The following is a 16,578-nucleotide window of genomic DNA, read 5'->3' on the forward strand; positions in this document are numbered from 1 at the left end:
ACCGGCTGCCGCGCCCCAGCCCGCCGGGCGCCATGACCACCAGGTCGGAGGAGTGCCCGAAGATCTCCAGGATGTCCTTGCGCAGCCTGCGGGCGAAAGCGAGCCCGATCTCCCGCGGACCCCTCAACAGCACCTCGAATCAACCGCAGACGCGGGTTACGGCGGGCGCGCCCACCGCCGGGAGTAGGCGTGGAAGCGGCCATCTGCACCCGCGGACGGCAACGAGACCCACGCCACCGGAAACGCACCCCGCTCCGGCGCCTGAACCCCAACCACGCACCCACCCGCACACCGCAGCGAAGCTCCGAGCCGCCACCCTCCCCTCCGCAGCCCGCCATCGTTGCGACCAAAGGGAGCGAGACGAAGCGACAGCCAAACCACCCACCCCCGCCATAACCCCCACCACCCCGGGCGGCCACGCCCCCTCACACCTACCCGCTGCCCACGCCCGCCCGGGCGCCGGAGTGCGGGAACAGCGGGGCCGGGGGCGGGAGGTGGCCGTCGGCGCCGACCGTACAGCGGTGCGCGATCAGGGCGGCGGCGCCGGGGAGGAAGGGCTCGAGTTCCCCGGCGAGGGCGCGGCAGGCGTGGACGAGGGCGGCCAGGACCGCGTCGAGGCGGCGTCCGGCGGCGGCGTTGCGGTGCCGGCGTTCGGCGCGGGCCAGTTCCCAGGGCCGGGTCTCGTCGATGCAGCGGTTGGCCTCGTCGACGATCCGCCACACCGCGGCCGCGCCCCGCCGGAAGTCCACGTCGTGCAGCGCCGCCGCTACGGCGTCCGGCGCCTCCCGGCACGCCGCCAGCAGCGTTTCCGTACCGGGCTCATCGGCCCCGCCCGCCTCCGGGACCACCCCGTCGCGGAACCGGTGGACCATGGTCACCACCCGGTGCACGAGGTTGCCGAGGCCTCCCGCCAGGTCCGCGTCGGCGCGGGCGACCAGCCGCTCGCGCGTGAAGTCGGCGTCCCCGACCCGCGGCACCTCGCGCAGCAGCCACCACCGCACGGCGTCGGTGCCGTGCTCGGCGGCCAGCTCCTCCGGGTCGACGGTCGTGCCGGAGGACTTGCTGATCTTGCGGCCCTCCACCGTCAGGTAGTCGTGGACGAGGATGTCCGTCGGCAGCGGCAGCCCGGCCGACAGCAGCATCGCGGGCCAGTAGACGGCGTGGAAGCGCAGCACGCCCTTGCCCACCAGGTGCACGCGCCGCCCGTCGCCCGCCCACCACCGGTCGTACGCCGTGCCGGGCTCCCCCTCGCCGTCCCCGTAGCCGAGGCTGGTGACGTAGTTGCCGAGGGCGTCCCACCACACGTAGATCACCTGCCCGGGGTCGCCGGGCACCGGGATGCCCCAGCCGCGGGCGCGGGTCTGCGAGCGGGAGACGGAGAAGTCGCGCAGGCCGCGACCGAGCAGGGCGAGCACCTCGTTGCGGCGCGCGGCCGGCTCGATGCGCAGCCGCCCGTCCTCGATCAGCCCGCGCAGCCGCTCGGTGTACCGGGACAGCCGGAAGAACCAGTTCTCCTCCGCGACCGTCTGCGGCTCGGTGCCGTGCTCCGCGCAGCGGCCGCCCACCAGGTCGTCGGGGGTGTAGAACTGCTCGCAGCCCACGCAGTACAGGCCCTCGTAGTGCTCGCGGTAGAGGTCGCCCGCGGCGGCGCAGCGGCGCCAGAGGCGTTCCACGCCCGCGCGGTGGCGCGGGTCGCGGCTGGTGCGGATGAAGTCGTCGAGCGAGAGCGCGAGCGGGGCGTCGAGCGCGGCGAAGGCGGCCGCGTTGCGGTCCACGAGGTCCTGGACGGGGATGCCCTCGGCCTCCGCGGCGAGCACGTTCTTCAGCGAGTTGTCGTCGGTGCCGCTGAGGAAGCGCACCGGTTCGCCGCGCCTGCGGTGGTGCCGGGCCAGGACGTCCGCCTGCACCAGTTCGAGCGCGAAGCCGAGGTGGGGCCGGGCGTTGACGTACGGGATGGTGGTGGTGACGTAGAAACGGGAAGCGCGGGGCGCGGTCATCGGAACCTCCGGGAAGGACGGTGGCGGGGCTCCGACGCGCAAAAGGATCGAGGCCCCGGTGGGGGCCTCGGAAGACGCGGACGCGTCCGGTGTCAGCGGCCCCGGGCGGGGGCCGTCATCTGCCGGTGGTACGGGTTCGCGATCATGCCTCGATGCTAGCAGCGGGGGCGCTCAGTTCGCGGAACCATTTCGCCAGGAACGCGACGAGGAAGAGCGCGTGCACGACGAACAGCACGGCGTACGCGGCGAGGAAGAGGCGCGGCGCCCCGAGGGTGAGGAAGACCAGGCAGAAGACCCCGTAGTCGACGGGCAGCAGCGCCACCGCGCGCAGCCGCGAGGGCGCGGGCGCCGGTGCCGCCTGCGCGGCGGCGGGGGGCTTCGGCTTGAGCTTGTCCGCGAGCAGTCCGCCGCTGAAGATCAGTACGGCGACGAGCTGGAAGCCCAGCGGCAGCAGCAGCCAGGCCTCGCCGGGCAGATCGAAGAAGCGGTGGAAGGAGATCAGCACACCCGCGTGGATCGCGGTCATCTTGGCGGCGTCCACCACGTGGTCGAGCCACTCCCCCGCCGGGCTGCCCCGCCCCAGCAGCCGCGCCAGCTGGCCGTCGGCGGAGTCGAAGGCGAAGCCGACGACGAGCCCGAGGTACACCGCCAGGGCCAGCGGCCAGGAGGGCCGGGCCAGCGTCAGCGCCGCCACCGCGCCCAGGCTGAAGGCGGCGCTGACCAGCGTGACCTGGTTGGGCGTCAGCCCCACCCGGTAGGCCCCGGCGGCGAGCACCCGGCCGGCCGGGCGGTTGACGTACCGCGAGTACAGCGACACGCCCTTGGCGGACTTCTGGGCCGTGCGCAGCTCGCGCAGCGCGCCACCGATGGTCAGCGTCACGTAACCCCCCAGCAATGCGTCATTCGTGCGAATCACATCATGGCAGGACGCGGCCCCCGCGTGGGGCCGGACGGCTTGCTGAAAGGGCGTCACCCGGGAGCCGCGGGCGCCCGGCCCGTCCGGCGCGGGTCCGCCCCGCGCCCGGAGCGGCGGCCGCCGGGCCGGCCGCGGTCACCCCGTCACATGGGTGAGCAGGAGGGCGATGTCGTCATTGCGCGGACCCGACCGCTGGGCGTGCCCGAGGAGGCTGTCGGCCAGGGCGTCCATCGTGGCGTCCGTGCCGGCGCGCGCGAGGTGCTCCGCCAGTTCGGCGGCGGAGACGTCCAGGTCGACGCCCGGGGTCTCCACCAGCCCGTCGGTGTACAGCGCCAGCACCGTGCCGGGCGGCAGGGCGATCTCCGTCGTCGGATAGCGCGCGTCGCGGTCGACGCCCAGCAGCGGGCCGGGCGGCAGCGGCAGCACCTCGGTGGTGCCGTCGGGATGGCGCAGCACCGGCGGCGGGTGGCCCGCGGTGGCCACGCAGGCGGTGTGGCGCTCCAGGTCCAGCTGGGCGTAGAGGCAGCTGGCGAGCAGGCCCGGGTCGAGGTCGACGAGCAGCCGGTTGGAACGGGTCAGCACCTCGCTGGGTGGCGCGCCCGCGGTGGCGCGGACGGCGGTGCGGACCTCGCCCATGAGCGCGGCGGCGTTCACGTTGTGGCCCTGCACGTCGCCGATCGCCACACCGCACGTGGTGGTGCCGAGCCGGATCACGTCGTAGAAGTCGCCGCCGATGTCGATGCCGCGGGTGGCCGGCATATAGCGGACGGCCACCTCCAGCCCGGGGACGTCGGGCAGGGCGCGGGGCAGCAGCCGGGCCTGCAGGCTGATGGCGAGGCTGTGCTCGACGTCGTAGAGGCGCGCGCGGTCCAGGGCCTGCGCGACCAGTCCGGCGATCGAGATGAGGACGCTGCGCTCGCTCGACGAGAAGGGGTGCGGGCGGTCGTAGGCGAGGGCCATGGAACCGACCGGCCGGCCCGAGGTGATCAGGGGCAGGAACGCCCAGGCGGCCTTGCGGTCCCGGACGGTCGACCCGGGGTAGATCCGCAGCAGCTCCTCGACGTTGGCGAAGAAGCCGGGGACCCCGGTCTTGAGGGCGCGCACGGCGGGGTTGTCGCAGTCCATGGGCATGGTGTCGATGGACTCCATGAAGTCCTCGTGGTAGCCCCGGTGGCCGATGATCCGCAGCCGGCCCTCCTCGGCGGTCAGCAGCGCCACGGCCTGCACGCCGAACACGGACAGCATCTGCTCGACGACCAGGTCGATGACGTCCTGCGCGCCGACGGCCTCGGTGAGCGTGGCGGCCATGTGCAGCAGGTGGTAGAGGGCGATGGCCCGGTCCGGCGTGGGCCCCGCGGGGAGCGGTGCCACGGGCGTGTCCGCGGCCTCGGGCGTGGGGACGGGTGTGACGCGGACGCTGACGCCGGTGCCGTCCGGGTAGAACTCGAAGGAGAGCCAGCGGTCCGGCGGGCGCAGCGCGGTGGCCGAGCCGGGGCGGCGGCTGATCATCGCGCTGCGGAAGCGGTCCTCGAAGACCGGGTCGTCCAGCCATGGCAGCAGTTCCCAGGGCTCGGACCCCAGGAGGTCGGGCACCTCCGCCCCGAGCAGGGCGGCGGCCGTCTCCGTGACGAAGGTGATCCTGCCGTCGAGGTCCAGGGCGAAGGAGCCCTCGGGGAGGCGTTCGGCGAGGTCGGCTGCGGCGAGGGCCTCGTCCGGGCCGTGGGTGCGGGTACGGACGGCGGGCAGGACCCGGGGCGCGGCCGGTGGCAGCATCGGCCTGCCGTCCTCCGCGGCCCGGCGCAGGAGGCGGCCCATGCGGTCGCACGCGCCGCGGTAGGCGTCGCGGGTCCGCTGGGTGATCCGGCCCGGGTGCCCGCCGGGCCACACCAGGCACAGCGCGCCCCAGGTGGTGGTGCCGGTGGTGATCGGCGCCGCGGCGAGCGGGAAGTCGTACGGCAGCACCAGGGCGAGCCGGGGATACGTCCGGGCGATGTCCTCGTGGCCGCAGAGCCACACCATGCGCCGCTCCCGCACCGCGTCGGCCACCGGGCTGGCGGCCCCGGGCACCACCCGCCCCCAGATCGAGTCGATCTTGCGCGACACGCCGATCACCACTGTCAGCCGCAGCAGGTCCCGCTCGGGCGTCAAAAGGTAGACCAGGCCCATCGAGGCGCCCGTGTCGCGCACCACCTGGCTCAGCTGGCTGTCCAGCAGCGCCGGGCCGGGATCGGCGGCGACGAGATCGGCGACGTCCGGCGGCATGCCGTCACCGCCCCCCGGCCGGTGCCGGGGCCGGTCGCGTCCTGATCTCGGGGACCATGCCTCCTGCGCCTCCGTTCCACCGCGGGGCCGACCGGCCGTGCGAGCGCCGGGATCTTCACCCCACGTCAGCCAGCCAAAATACCCGATTACCGGGCAATATTCCCCTTCTGGGCCCCGCTCTCCACTCATGTCCGACACACCTGGCGGCCCCACGGGCCCCTCGGACTCAGACCACGCCGAGCGCCCTCGCGAACCGCGTGCCCGCGGCCGCCCGGGGCGCGCTCCCGTCGCGCCAGGTGCGGCACGGGTGCACGGAGTTGGCGAGCAGCACCAGGAAGGCGTCGGTGGCGGGGTCGATCACCAGGCTGGTGCCGGTGAACCCGGTGTGGCCGACCGCGCCGCGCCCGGCGAGGGCGCCCATGAACCAGGGCCGGTCCACCTCGAAGCCGGGGTAGGGGCCGCCGCGGTCCAGCAGCGCGCGGCAGAACAGGGCGAGGTCCCAGGCGGTGGAGAAGAGCCCGGCGTGCCCCGCGACCCCACCCATGACGTGCGCGTTCTCGTCGTGGACCGTGCCGCGCAGGGGGCCGCGGTCCAGCCGTCCCCAGGGCCGGCGCTGGTCCTCGGTGGCGGCGATGCGCGGCATCCACGAGGCGGGCGGGTTGTACCGGGTGTCGTACATCCCGAACGGATCGGTGACGTCCTCCCGGACGAGGGCGTCGAGGGCCTCGCCGGTGGTCCGCTCCAGGACGTGCTGGAGGGCGATGAGGTTGAGGTCGGAGTAGATCCGTTCGCTGCCCGGCGTGACGACGGGGGCCTCTTCCCAGAGCAGCCTGGCCCGGGACTCGGCGTCGGCGTGGTCGTGGAAGGGCAGCTCCGGACGGAGCCCGGAGGTGTGGTCGAGCAACTGCCCCACGGTGATGCGCCGCTTCCCGGCGGCCGCGAACTCGGGCAGGTACCCGGCCACCTCACGGCCGAGCTCCAGCCGCCCCACCGCGACCACGGCCGTGAAGAGCTTGGTCAGCGACGCGAGGTCGAAGACGGTGTCGGGCCGCATCGGCACCCGGTGCTCCCGCGGCAGCTCCACACCGCGGTCGGCTGCCCCGTCGTACGCGGCGTACCGCACGGCCCAGCCCACCGCCTCGTGGAGAGCGACGGTGCCGCCGCGGCCCGCCAGTACCACCGCCCCCGCGCACCAGGGGTGCGCGGAGGGGGACGCGGGCTCCAGATATGGGGTGATGTCCGTGACGAGCAGGCTCAGCTCGTCGCCGCGCAGCTCCGCCTCACGGGAGGTACCTCTCGACAGCTGCGGGGCCATGCTCCTCCAGCAACTTGCGGGCCTTCTCGATGAGGGCCGGCGTCGGCTCGCGGCCGGAGGCCATGACCAGGTCCTCCGGATCGATCATGTGTTCGGACCCGGTGTGCAGGCAGCTGTCTGCGGTCTTCCAGGCCCACTTGCTCTCGTCGATCGGCTCGGACATCGCTGCCTCCTGACTCGGCGCGGCAATGACGGCACGAATCACCGTGCATCCACAGTACGCCGCCATGGTCGGCACAGCCCGGCGAAGCAGACCCAGGCCGCGAGCACGCTGCCCAGCTGCACCACGGCCATCGGCACCGCCGTGTGCTCGCCCGCGATGCCCACCAGCGGCGAGGCGATCGCGCCCACCAGGAAGGACGTCGTGCCGAGCAGGGCGGAGGCGGATCCGGCGGCGTGCCGGGTCCGCATCAGCGCGAGCGCGTTCGTGTTGGGCAGCACCAGGCTCATCGCCGCCATCAGCACGAAGAGCCCCGCGGCGACCGGCAGCAGACCGACGGGCCCGAACCACCCGGCGGTCAGCGCCAGCAGCGCGGCCGCGGCCACTGTGATCACCGCCAGCCCCACCCCCGTCACCCTGTCCATGCTGACCCGCCCGACCAGGATCTTGCCGTTGACCTGGCCCAGCGCCACCAGGCCCACGGAGTTGAGGCCGAAGAGCAGGCTGTAGGTCTGCGGGGAGGCCCCGTAGATCTCCTGGACGACGAACGAGGACGCGGAGACGTACGCGAACAGCGCGGCGAAGGTGAAGCCGCCGGTGAGCATGTAGCCGGTGAAGGCGCGGTCCGCGAGGAGGCCGCGCATCGCCCCCAGCGTCTCACCGAACCCGCCGTCGTGCCGGTCCGCGGGGCGCAGCGTCTCCGGCAGGCAGCGCCACACCACCAGCGTGAGCAGCACGCCGACCACGGTCAGCACGGCGAAGACCCCGCGCCAGTCGGTGAGCCGCAGGACCTGGCCGCCGATGAGCGGCGCGACGATCGGCGCGACGCCGGAGATCAGCATCAGGGTGGAGAAGAAGCGGGCCATGGCCACGCCGTCGTACAGGTCGCGGACGATCGCGCGGGCGATCACGATGCCGGCCGCACCGGTGAGGCCCTGCAGCAGCCGGAAGCCGATCAGCAGGTCCGTGGTGGGCGCGAAGGCGCAGACGGCGGTGGCGAGGACGTAGAGCACCATTCCGGCCAGCAGCGGCCGGCGCCGGCCCCAGCGGTCGCTCATCGGGCCGACGATCATCTGGCCGATGGCGAGGCCGAACAGGCACGCGGTGAGCGTGAGCTGCACCGTGACCGCCGGGCTGTGCAGTTCCTCGGTGACCTGCGGCAGAGCCGGCAGATACATGTCCATGGAGAGCGCCGGGAGGGCGCTGAGAGCACCGAGGAGGAAGGTCACCATCAAGCCGGCGCGAGCTCCTGGGATCTCTCCGGCGCGTCGTACCGGGGCTGACGGCCCCGGTGTGGATATCTGGTCGGGCGGGGTCGCGCCGGCTTCCGGCATGGGTCTCTCTCCGTGGTGTGTGAATCGTTCTCTATGCTCTCAGCAATCACGAGGTGGTCGAGGCCAGGTGGGGGCAGATTCATGACGGAATCGGTCGGTTCCGGTAGGAAAGTGCGCTGGGGCATCCTGGCCACCGGCGGCATCGCCGCGTCCTTCGCCGAGGACCTGCGGGAGATGAAGGACGACGCGGAGATCGTCGCGGTCGGCTCGCGCAGCCTCGCCTCCGCGCGCGCCTTCGCGGACCGCTTCGGCATCCCGCGCGCCTACGGCAGCTGGACCGAACTCGCCGACGACGACGATGTGGACGTGGTCTACGTCGCCACCCCGCACTCGGCGCACCGCGTCGCGGCCGGGCTGTGCCTGCGGGCCGGGCGGGCCGTGCTGTGCGAGAAGCCCTTCACCGTCAACGCGGTCGAGGCACGCGAGCTGGCCGACCTCGCCCGCGCCCGCGGACGCTTCCTGATGGAGGCGATGTGGACCTACTGCAACCCCGTGGTGCGGCGGCTGACCGAGCTGGTCGCGGACGGGGCGATCGGCGAGGTCCGCAGCGTGCACGCGGACTTCGGCCTGGCCGGCCCCTTCGAGCCCGGCCACCGGCTGCTCGACCCGGCACTCGGCGGCGGCGCCCTGCTGGACCTGGGCGTCTACCCGGTCTCCTTCGCCCACCTGCTGCTCGGCGAGCCCGACGAGGTGCAGGCCTGGGCGCACCTCACACCGGAGGGCGTGGACGACAACACCGGCGTGCTGCTCGGCTACGACAGCGGCGCCATGGCGGTGCTCAGCTGCTCCCTCACCGCCGACACCGCGTGCACGGCGGTGGTCACCGGCTCCGCGGGGCGGATCGAGATCCCCCGCGGCTTCTTCCACCCCGACCGCTTCGTGCTGCACCGCGAGGGGCGCGAGCCGGAGGAGTTCGGCGCCCCCGACAGCGGCCTGCGCGGTCTGCAGTACGAAGCGGCCGAGGTCATGCGCTGCCTGCGGGCGGGCGAGCGGGAGTCGCCGCTCGTGCCGCTGGAGGGCAGCCTCGCCGTGATGCGGACGCTCGACACCATCCGGGACCGCATCGGCGTGCGCTACCCCGGCGAGGCCTGAGAGGCCGCTCGGCCGGGCGGGACCGCCTCCGACCCGCTCAGGTCTCCCGCAGACCGGGGTCGCCGGCCTCCGTGACGAAGGACGCCGCGGTGGTCAGGGCGGCGCCCGGGGCCGTCACCGAGTCGACCGTCTTGAAGTCGGCCCGGGCCTCCTCGGCGTCCAGCCGCACGGTCAGATAGCCGCGGCGCCCGTCGTAGAAGCGCAGGTGCGGATTGGCGGTCATGAGCGCGCTCCAGTTGTCGGGGCGCGGGGAGCCGTCGCGGCCGCTGGAGACCGAGCTGGTGACCAGCTCGGTGCCGAGGGTGCGCGAGGTGGGGTCGTCCCAGTCGGCCTTGATGTCCATCGCGTAGTGGACGTGCACGTCGCCGGTGAGCACCAGCAGGTTCTCGATGCCGGCGGCGCTCGCCCCGGCCAGCACCCGGTCGCGCGAGACCGGGTAGCCGTCCCAGGCGTCCATGCTGAGCGCGGAGGTCCCGGTGGCGTTGTTCCGCCGCCGGGAGAACACCACCTGCTGCGGGATCACGTTCCACGTGGCGCGCGACCGGCGGAAGCCGTCCAGCAGCCAGCGCTCCTGCGTCGCGCCGGTCAGCGTGCGCGCCGGGTCCTGCGACTCCGGTCCGGGGTGGTGCCAGCGGCCCCGGTACGCCTGGGCGGTGCGGTACTGGCGGGTGTCGAGGATGTCGAACTGCGCGAGCCGCCCGTAGTGGAAGCGCCGGTAGAGCGTCATGTCCGGGCCCTGGGGGAGCTGCGGGCGGCGCAGCGGCTGGTTCTCCCAGTAGGCGCGGTAGGCGGCGGCGCGGCGGATCAGCAACTCGTCGGCGGGTACGCCGCTCGCGTCGCCGCCGCCCGCGTAGTTGTTCTCGGTCTCGTGGTCGTCCCAGGTGACGAACCAGGGGAAGGCGGCGTGCGCGGCCTGGAGATCGGGGTCGGACTTGTAGAGGGCGTACCGCAGGCGGTAGTCCTCCAGCGTCACCGTCTCCTTGGCGAACCACTCCGGCAGGGTGCGGCCGGTGTGGGCGCGGGCGCCGCCGGTGGCGCTCACGGCGTACTCATAGAGGTAGTCGCCCAGATGGAAGACGGCGTCGACGTCCTCGTTCGCCAGGTGCCCCAGCGCGGTGAAGTACCCGTCGTGGTACGCCTGGCAGCTCACCGCGGCCAGCCGCATCTCGTACGGGAGCGAGTCCGGCGCGGGGGCGGTGCGGGTGCGGCCCGGCGGACTGATCCAGGGCCCCGCGCGGAAGCGGTAGTAGTACACCCGGTCCGGCTGGAGACCGAGGACGTCGACGTGCACGGTGTGGTTGAACTCCGGATACGCCGAGGCGATCCCCCGGCGGACGACGCGTGCGAAGCGCTCGTCCCGCGCGATCTCCCACTGGACCGGCACCCAGCCCTCGGGCAGCCCGTTGCCCGGCCACGGCTCGTACGGGCGCGGCGCGAGCCGGGTCCACAGCACGACGCCCCACGGCAGGGGGTCGCCGGAGGCGACGCCGAGTGTGAAGGGGTTCTCGGCGAGTGCCCGCGGCGGCGCCTGCGCCGACCGGGCGGCACCGGCGGCGGGCAGGTTCGTGCCGAACGCGAGGGCCGCGGCGGCCCCCGTGGCGGTCAGGAACCGGCGGCGGTCGAAGAACGCGGCGGCGGCGCGCAAGGTGCGGTCGTGGGGGCCGTGGACCTGCGGGTGCGTCACGTGTCCCTCCCTGACGGTGGGATGCGTGGCCCCGGTGCAGTGGCCAGGGGGACGGTACGTTGACGCGCACACGGCATCCCGGTGGCGCGCACGCCGGGTTCCGGAACCCCCGTTCGGCTCACGGCGCCACACCCCCCGTATGTGACGTACCGTCACTTCATCGGTCCGGAACGGCCACCGTAACCGGCACGCACCGGCCCCGCGACGCGACGACCGCCGTCCGGGGGGCACCGCATCGCCCATGGGGTACGGCCGCTCCCACCCGTGTGCGACCGCCGGAACATCACCCTGACCGGCGACCCCGCCGGTCGGCGTCCCCGGCCCGAGCGCGCCATGACGCCCCGTCACGAGGACTCCGGGAAGGGGCGGGTGGCGGCGGGCGGTGACCCGCCGGAAACGCCGCGGGCGGAGGGCGCGCCACCGCGTCCCCACGCCCCGGAAGGCGCGGCTACGCCGCCCCGTGGGCCGGGGCGATGGCCTCGATGCGCTGCGCGAGACCGAAGTCCCGCTCCGTGAGCCGGCCGCCGGCCGCGTGCGTGGTGATGGAGACGGCGATCGAGTGGTAACCCAGCGTCAGATCGCTGTGATGGTTGAGCTCGTCCTGGATCTGCGCGATGTGCACCACGAAGACGGCCGCGGGAATGTGCGGCAGCCGGTACGTGCGCACGAGGCTCGTACCGTCGTCGGACAGGGACCAGCCGGGCAGCTCGGCGAGGCGGTCCTCGATCTCCTTGTGCGACAGGGGGTCGGCGTAGGGCGGCATGGTTCCATCGTGGCACCGCATACCCTGCGGAGCCATGACTGAGATCGCGGGAAATCACAAGGCCGGGACCGCGGGCGTCGCCGTGGTCACCGGCGCCGGGTCCGGCATCGGGCGCGCGGTGGCGCGCGAACTGGCCGCCGCGGGCTGGAGGGTAGCACTGGCCGGCCGCCGGGAGGAACCGCTGCGCGCGACCGCCGCCGGGCCCGCCGCCGAGGCGGCCGTCATCCCGACGGACGTCACCCGGCCGGAGGCGGTGGACGCGCTGTTCTCCGCCGTGCTCGACCGCTTCGGCCGGGTGGACCTGCTCTTCAACAACGCGGGGGCCGGGGCGCCCGCCGTCGCGCTGGACGAACTGACCTACGACCAGTGGCGGTCCGTCGTGGACGTCAACCTGACCGGCGCGTTCCTGTGCGCGCAGGCCGCCTTCCGGGTGATGCGGGCGCAGGACCCGCAGGGCGGCCGCATCATCAACAACGGCTCGATCTCCGCGCACACGCCGCGCCCGCTGAGCATCGCGTACACCGCCACCAAACACGCCGTCACCGGCCTGACGAAGTCGCTGTCGCTGGACGGCCGCCCGTACCGGATCGCCTGCGGACAGATCGACATCGGAAACGCCGCGACGGAGATGACCGAGCGGATGGCGGCCGGGACCCTGCAGGCGAACGGCCGGTTGATGACCGAACCGCTGATGGACGTCGCCGATGTGGCCCGGACGGTCCTGCACATGGCCTCGCTGCCACTGGAGGCGAACGTGCAGTTCGCGACCGTGATGGCCACGTCGATGCCGTACATCGGCCGCGGCTGAGGCGGGGGCCGGGACGACGGGCAGGGCGGCGGCCGGGAAGTCGATCGGGACGGCGGCCGGGACGGCGGCCGGGCCGACGGCCGAGGCCGCGGCCGGGTGCACGGCTGCGGACCGCCACCCGGGCGCACAGCCACCCCCGGCCGGAATCGACCACTTCACCCCCGGAAACGGTCAAGTCCGAAATACGTACCATAGGCGCGCTTGCGTCGCGTTACGTTGCGGCATGCTCTCCAAGCACCACCGCGACGTATGGTCAGAAACGCCCGCAGACGATGCCGGGTCCGAGGCCGGGCCCCCCGAGCCGGACACCGAGTTGATCGCGCTGCCCGGCCCCGTCTTCGTCGATTCCAGCGGGAGACGGGCCCGCGCGGTACGCCGGGCCGGCTGGCTGGTCGGCGCGGCATGCTCCGTCTACACGGCGGCGCTTGCGCTCAGCCTCTCCGGCGCGACGCCGATCGCGCCGAAGACGCTGCTGCCGCTGCCGGGGGTGCCGAGCACAGCGCCGGACGACGCGGGCTCCTCGGGGACGGGAGAGGTCGACGTACCGGCCGACCAGGCCGCTCCCCCGGTGACGGCGGGCTTCATCCGGGCGGGGGCGGCGGCAGCGCCGTCCCCGTCCCGGACGGCCGCCATCCAGGCCTCCCCCAGTCCCAGCACCTCCCCGTCCAAGCGCCCCGCCAAGAGCGGCGGCGGAGCCGCCGCCACCCCGCGCGCGACCGCGGGCAGCCCGGCCGCCCCGACCCCGACCCCGTCCGCGACCGAACCAGCGTCGACCGGCTCCCCGTCGGCGCAGCCCAGCGGCTCCGCCTCCCCCGGTCCGGGCGTCTCCGACGGCCCCGTCGACCAGCAGCCGCAGGGCGGCCAGTGACCGCCCTGCGCCCCCGCCTCGTCATACCCGTGCTGGCCCTCGTGATGCTCGTGTGCGTCCTGCTGCTCGGCGGCTACGTGCGCGGCGACTTCGAGGCCGACCACCGGGTCCACCCGCCGGTCTCCGCGGACAAGGTGCCGGAGTCGGTGCTGGACGGCGGCCCGGTCGTCGACGCCACCGGCGACAAGCCCCGCTCGTACCGCACTCCGGACCGCACCATCGCCCTCACCTTCGACGACGGACCGGACCCGGTCTGGACGCCGAAGGTGCTGGACGTGCTCAAGCGGCAGCACGTGCCGGCCACCTTCTTCGTCACCGGCGGCATGGCCTCCCGGCACCCCGCGCTGATCCGGCGGATGGTCGCCGAGGGCCACGAGATCGGCGTGCACACCTTCTCCCACCCCGACCTGGTGTACCAGTCGCCGGGGCGGATCGACCGGGAGCTGTCCCAGACCCAGCTGGCGCTCGCGGGGGCCGCCGGCATCCACACCTCCCTGTTCCGCCCGCCGTACTCCTCGACCTCCGACGCGCTGGACGACCTGTCCTGGCCGGTCGTCCAGCGGGTGGGCCGGCAGGGCTACGTCACCGCCTTCATCGACCGCGACGCCGAGGACTGGCGGCGCCCCGGCGTCCAGGCGATCGTGGACGCCTCCGTCCCCGAGAAGCCGGGGCAGGGCGCGATCGTGCTCCTGCACGACGCCGGCGGCGACCGCTCGCAGACCGTGGCGGCGCTGGACCGGCTGATCCCGCTGCTGAAGGAGCGCGGCTACCGCTTCGACACGGTGGGCGGCGCCGTCGGCGCCACGTCCACCAACGACAAGGTCACCGGCTCCGAACTGTGGAAGGGGCGGATCTTCGTCGCCGCGGTCGAGCTCTCCGAGACCGCCGTGCCGACGCTCGCCGTCCTCCTCGCCGGAGTCGGCCTGCTGGTGCTGGCCCGGTTCGCCGCCATGCTGGTGCTGGCGCGCCGGCACGCGCGGCAACGCAGAGCACCCGGCTTCGGCTGGGGTCCGCCGGTGATCGAGCCGGTGAGCGTGATCGTGCCCGCCTACAACGAGAAGGAGTGCATCACCCACACGGTGAACTCCCTGGCCGCGAGCGACCATCCGGTGGAGATCGTGGTGGTCGACGACGGCTCGACCGACGGCACCGCCGACATCGTCGAGGCCCTGGACCTGCCCGGCGTCACCGTCGTGCGGCAGCCCAACAGCGGCAAGCCCGCCGCGCTCAACAACGGTGTGGCGCACGCCCGGCACGACCTGATCGTGATGATGGACGGCGACACGGTATTCGAGCCGGCCACCGTACGGGAGCTGGTCCAGCCCTTCGGCGACCCGCGGGTCGGCGCCGTCGCCGGCAACGCCAAGGTCGGCAACCGTACCCGGATGATCGGGCGCTGGCAGCACATCGAGTACGTGATGGGCTTCAACCTCGACCGCCGCATGTACGACCTGCTGCGCTGCATGCCCACCATCCCGGGCGCGTGCGGCGCCTTCCGGCGGGACGCGCTGCGCGACGTCGGCGGCATGAGCGACGAGACCCTCGCCGAGGACACCGACGTCACGATGGCGATGCACCGGGCCGGCTGGCACGTGGTCTACGCCGAGCGCGCCCGTGCCTGGACCGAGGCGCCTTCGTCGGTACGGCAGTTGTGGAAGCAGCGCTACCGCTGGAGCTACGGCACCATGCAGGCGATGTGGAAGCACCGCGGCGCCGTCCTGGACCGCGGCCACTCCGGCCGCTTCGGCCGGGTCGGACTGCCGCTCGTCGTCCTCTTCCAGGTGCTGGCTCCGCTGCTGGCCCCGCTCATCGACGTGTTCGCGATCTACGGGCTGGTCTTCATGGACCCGTTTCGCACCGCGCTCGCGTGGGCGGGCGTGCTCGCTGTGCAGGCCGCGTGCGCGGCGTACGCCTTCCGGCTGGACGGCGAGCCGCTGCGCGACCTGTGGCCGCTCCCCCTCCAGCAGGTGCTGTACCGGCAGTTGATGTACCTCGTGCTGCTGCAGTCCTGCGTGACGGCCGTCAACGGCGGCCGGCTGGGCTGGCACAAGCTGCGGCGCACCGGCGAGGTCGGCGCGCCGGCCGTCGGCACCGGAACCGGAACCGGAACCGGCACCGCGTCCCGGACCTGAACGTCTCCACCTTCCCGAGGAGTTGCCCCATGCCCGAAGCACGCGAGGCGGGACCCCCGACGGCCCCGCCCCGGTCCGCGGACGGCGCCGGGACGCACCTGCCGGGTCCGCGGAGCTCCTCCGCCGCCCCCGGGGGCGGCGGAGGCGGCGGGGGCGGCGGAGGCCGGGACCGCTACCTCGACCTGCTGCGCGCCCTCGCCCTGGTGCGGGTGGTCGTCTACCACACCTTCGGCTGGGCCTGGCTGACCCTGGTCTTCCCCTCCATCGGCATCATGTTCGCCCTGGCCGGTTCCCTGGCCGCGCACTCGCTCCAGCGGCCCGCGCTGTCCGTCGTGCGCGGCCGGCTGCGCCGGCTGCTCGTCCCCTTCTGGCTGTTCTCCGCGGTCGTGACCGTGATGATGCTGCTCCACGGCTGGCGGCCGCACTCCTGGCACCGGATGCTGCTGTGGATCCTGCCGCTGGCGGACCCGCCCGGCACCGCCTGGGCCGAGCAGATCGTCGCCCCGCTCTGGTACATCCGGACCTACCTCTGGCTCGTCCTGCTCTCCCCCTGGCTGCTCAAGGCGTTCCGCGCGGCGCCGCGCTCGTGCCTGGCCGCGTGCGGCGCGCTGGTCGTCCTCGCCCAGTACGACCGGCTGCCGCTCGCCGAACCCGCCCTGACCCCGGTGATCGACCTCGTCACCTTCGCGGCGTGCTGGCTGCTCGGCTTCGCGCACCGCGACGGCCTGCTGGACGCCCTGCGGGTCCGTACGGTGGTCGTCTCGGCCGCGCTCTGCCTCGCCGCGGGCGGCTGGTTCGCCTACACCCACCCCACCGACGAGGGCATCGACCTCGGTGAGATCCCGCTGGCCCAGGCGCTGTGGTCGGCCGGCTTCGTCCTCCTGCTGCTGCGCTTCCGGCCCCGCCGGATGAGTCGTGTGCCCTTCGCCGACGGCGCGGTGGGGCTCCTCAACGCCCGCGCCGTCACCGTCTACCTGTGGCACGAGGTCGCGCTCTTCGCCAGCGTCCCCCTGATCGACCTGATGTGGAACGTCCCCTTCTTCGAGGCCCATCTTCCCCTCGACGCCACCTGGTTCCAGTTCCTGGTCGTCTGGCCGCTCATCGGCGCCGCCGTCGTGCTGGTCGGCTGGGCGGAGGACCTGGCCGCCCGGCGCCGTCCGCGTCTGTGGCCGGCGGGCGGGCGGAAACGCGGCAGACGCGCCCGCGGGCGGGCCGCACCGGCACGCTGAAGACCGGGACGCATGGCC

General features: G+C 73.8%; 12 protein-coding genes and 2 pseudogenes. 5 read left to right on the plus strand and 9 right to left on the minus strand.

The window, feature by feature from the left end:
- The 7 genes and pseudogenes from AB0F62_RS27495 to AB0F62_RS27525 form a co-directional block, all read right to left on the minus strand.
- Positions 1-103: pseudogene (locus AB0F62_RS27495) on the minus strand (DNA-binding protein WhiA); the annotation flags it as partial.
- 328 nt (positions 104-431) lie between these two features.
- Positions 432-1,997, minus strand: coding sequence for a methionine--tRNA ligase (gene metG / locus AB0F62_RS27500; protein WP_361804623.1), 1,566 nt, complete (start codon positions 1,995-1,997; stop codon positions 432-434).
- Positions 1,998-2,139: 142 nt separating this feature from the next.
- Positions 2,140-2,877 (minus strand): CDP-alcohol phosphatidyltransferase family protein, encoded by a 738-nt coding sequence (locus tag AB0F62_RS27505; RefSeq protein ID WP_361804626.1) that lies wholly within the window; start codon positions 2,875-2,877, stop codon positions 2,140-2,142.
- Positions 2,878-3,048: 171 nt separating this feature from the next.
- Positions 3,049-5,175 (minus strand): SpoIIE family protein phosphatase, encoded by a 2,127-nt coding sequence (locus AB0F62_RS27510; protein WP_361804629.1) that lies wholly within the window; start codon positions 5,173-5,175, stop codon positions 3,049-3,051.
- 238 nt (positions 5,176-5,413) lie between these two features.
- A pseudogene (locus AB0F62_RS27515) lies at positions 5,414-6,490 on the minus strand (serine hydrolase domain-containing protein); the annotation flags it as partial.
- A complete protein-coding gene (locus AB0F62_RS27520; protein WP_018556880.1) occupies positions 6,456-6,653 on the minus strand; it encodes a hypothetical protein in 198 nt (65 codons plus the stop codon). The gene AB0F62_RS27520 and the pseudogene AB0F62_RS27515, both read right to left, overlap by 35 nt.
- A 38-nt stretch (positions 6,654-6,691) precedes the next feature.
- Positions 6,692-7,882 (minus strand): multidrug effflux MFS transporter, encoded by a 1,191-nt coding sequence (locus AB0F62_RS27525; RefSeq protein WP_361804632.1) that lies wholly within the window; start codon positions 7,880-7,882, stop codon positions 6,692-6,694.
- Between the two features lie 183 nt (positions 7,883-8,065).
- Here AB0F62_RS27525 and AB0F62_RS27530 point away from each other — a divergent pair, with 183 nt between their 5' ends.
- Positions 8,066-9,076, plus strand: a complete 1,011-nt coding sequence (locus AB0F62_RS27530) for a Gfo/Idh/MocA family oxidoreductase (RefSeq protein WP_361804635.1) — start codon at positions 8,066-8,068, stop codon at positions 9,074-9,076.
- Between the two features lie 37 nt (positions 9,077-9,113).
- Here AB0F62_RS27530 and AB0F62_RS27535 read toward each other — a convergent pair whose 3' ends face one another.
- Positions 9,114-10,760 carry an alkaline phosphatase D family protein gene (locus AB0F62_RS27535; RefSeq protein ID WP_361804638.1) on the minus strand — a complete coding sequence of 549 codons (1,647 nt, stop codon included), beginning with the start codon at positions 10,758-10,760 and terminating at the stop codon, positions 9,114-9,116.
- Positions 10,761-11,208: 448 nt separating this feature from the next.
- A complete protein-coding gene (locus AB0F62_RS27540) occupies positions 11,209-11,523 on the minus strand; it encodes a 4a-hydroxytetrahydrobiopterin dehydratase (RefSeq protein WP_361804641.1) in 315 nt (104 codons plus the stop codon).
- 34 nt (positions 11,524-11,557) lie between these two features.
- Between AB0F62_RS27540 and AB0F62_RS27545 the strand changes: the two genes are divergently transcribed.
- The 4 genes from AB0F62_RS27545 to AB0F62_RS27560 all read left to right on the plus strand — a co-directional run bounded on the left by AB0F62_RS27545 (position 11,558) and on the right by AB0F62_RS27560 (position 16,560).
- Entirely contained in the window at positions 11,558-12,331 is a 774-nt protein-coding gene (locus AB0F62_RS27545; protein ID WP_361804644.1) for an SDR family oxidoreductase, read from the plus strand.
- Positions 12,332-12,554: 223 nt separating this feature from the next.
- On the plus strand, positions 12,555-13,199 hold the full coding sequence (locus AB0F62_RS27550) for a hypothetical protein (protein ID WP_361804647.1): 645 nt from the start codon (positions 12,555-12,557) through the stop codon (positions 13,197-13,199).
- Complete coding sequence (locus AB0F62_RS27555) at positions 13,196-15,331, plus strand: bifunctional polysaccharide deacetylase/glycosyltransferase family 2 protein (RefSeq protein WP_361804650.1); 2,136 nt, start codon at positions 13,196-13,198, stop codon at positions 15,329-15,331. The genes AB0F62_RS27550 and AB0F62_RS27555 overlap by 4 nt, the downstream gene beginning before the upstream one ends.
- 29 nt (positions 15,332-15,360) lie before the next feature.
- Positions 15,361-16,560 carry an acyltransferase gene (locus AB0F62_RS27560; protein WP_361804653.1) on the plus strand — a complete coding sequence of 400 codons (1,200 nt, stop codon included), beginning with the start codon at positions 15,361-15,363 and terminating at the stop codon, positions 16,558-16,560.
- Positions 16,561-16,578: the final 18 nt, after the last annotated feature.

This window comes from Streptomyces sp. NPDC026673 (genome assembly GCF_040638135.1).
Classification (GTDB): Bacteria; Actinomycetota; Actinomycetes; order Streptomycetales; family Streptomycetaceae; genus Actinacidiphila.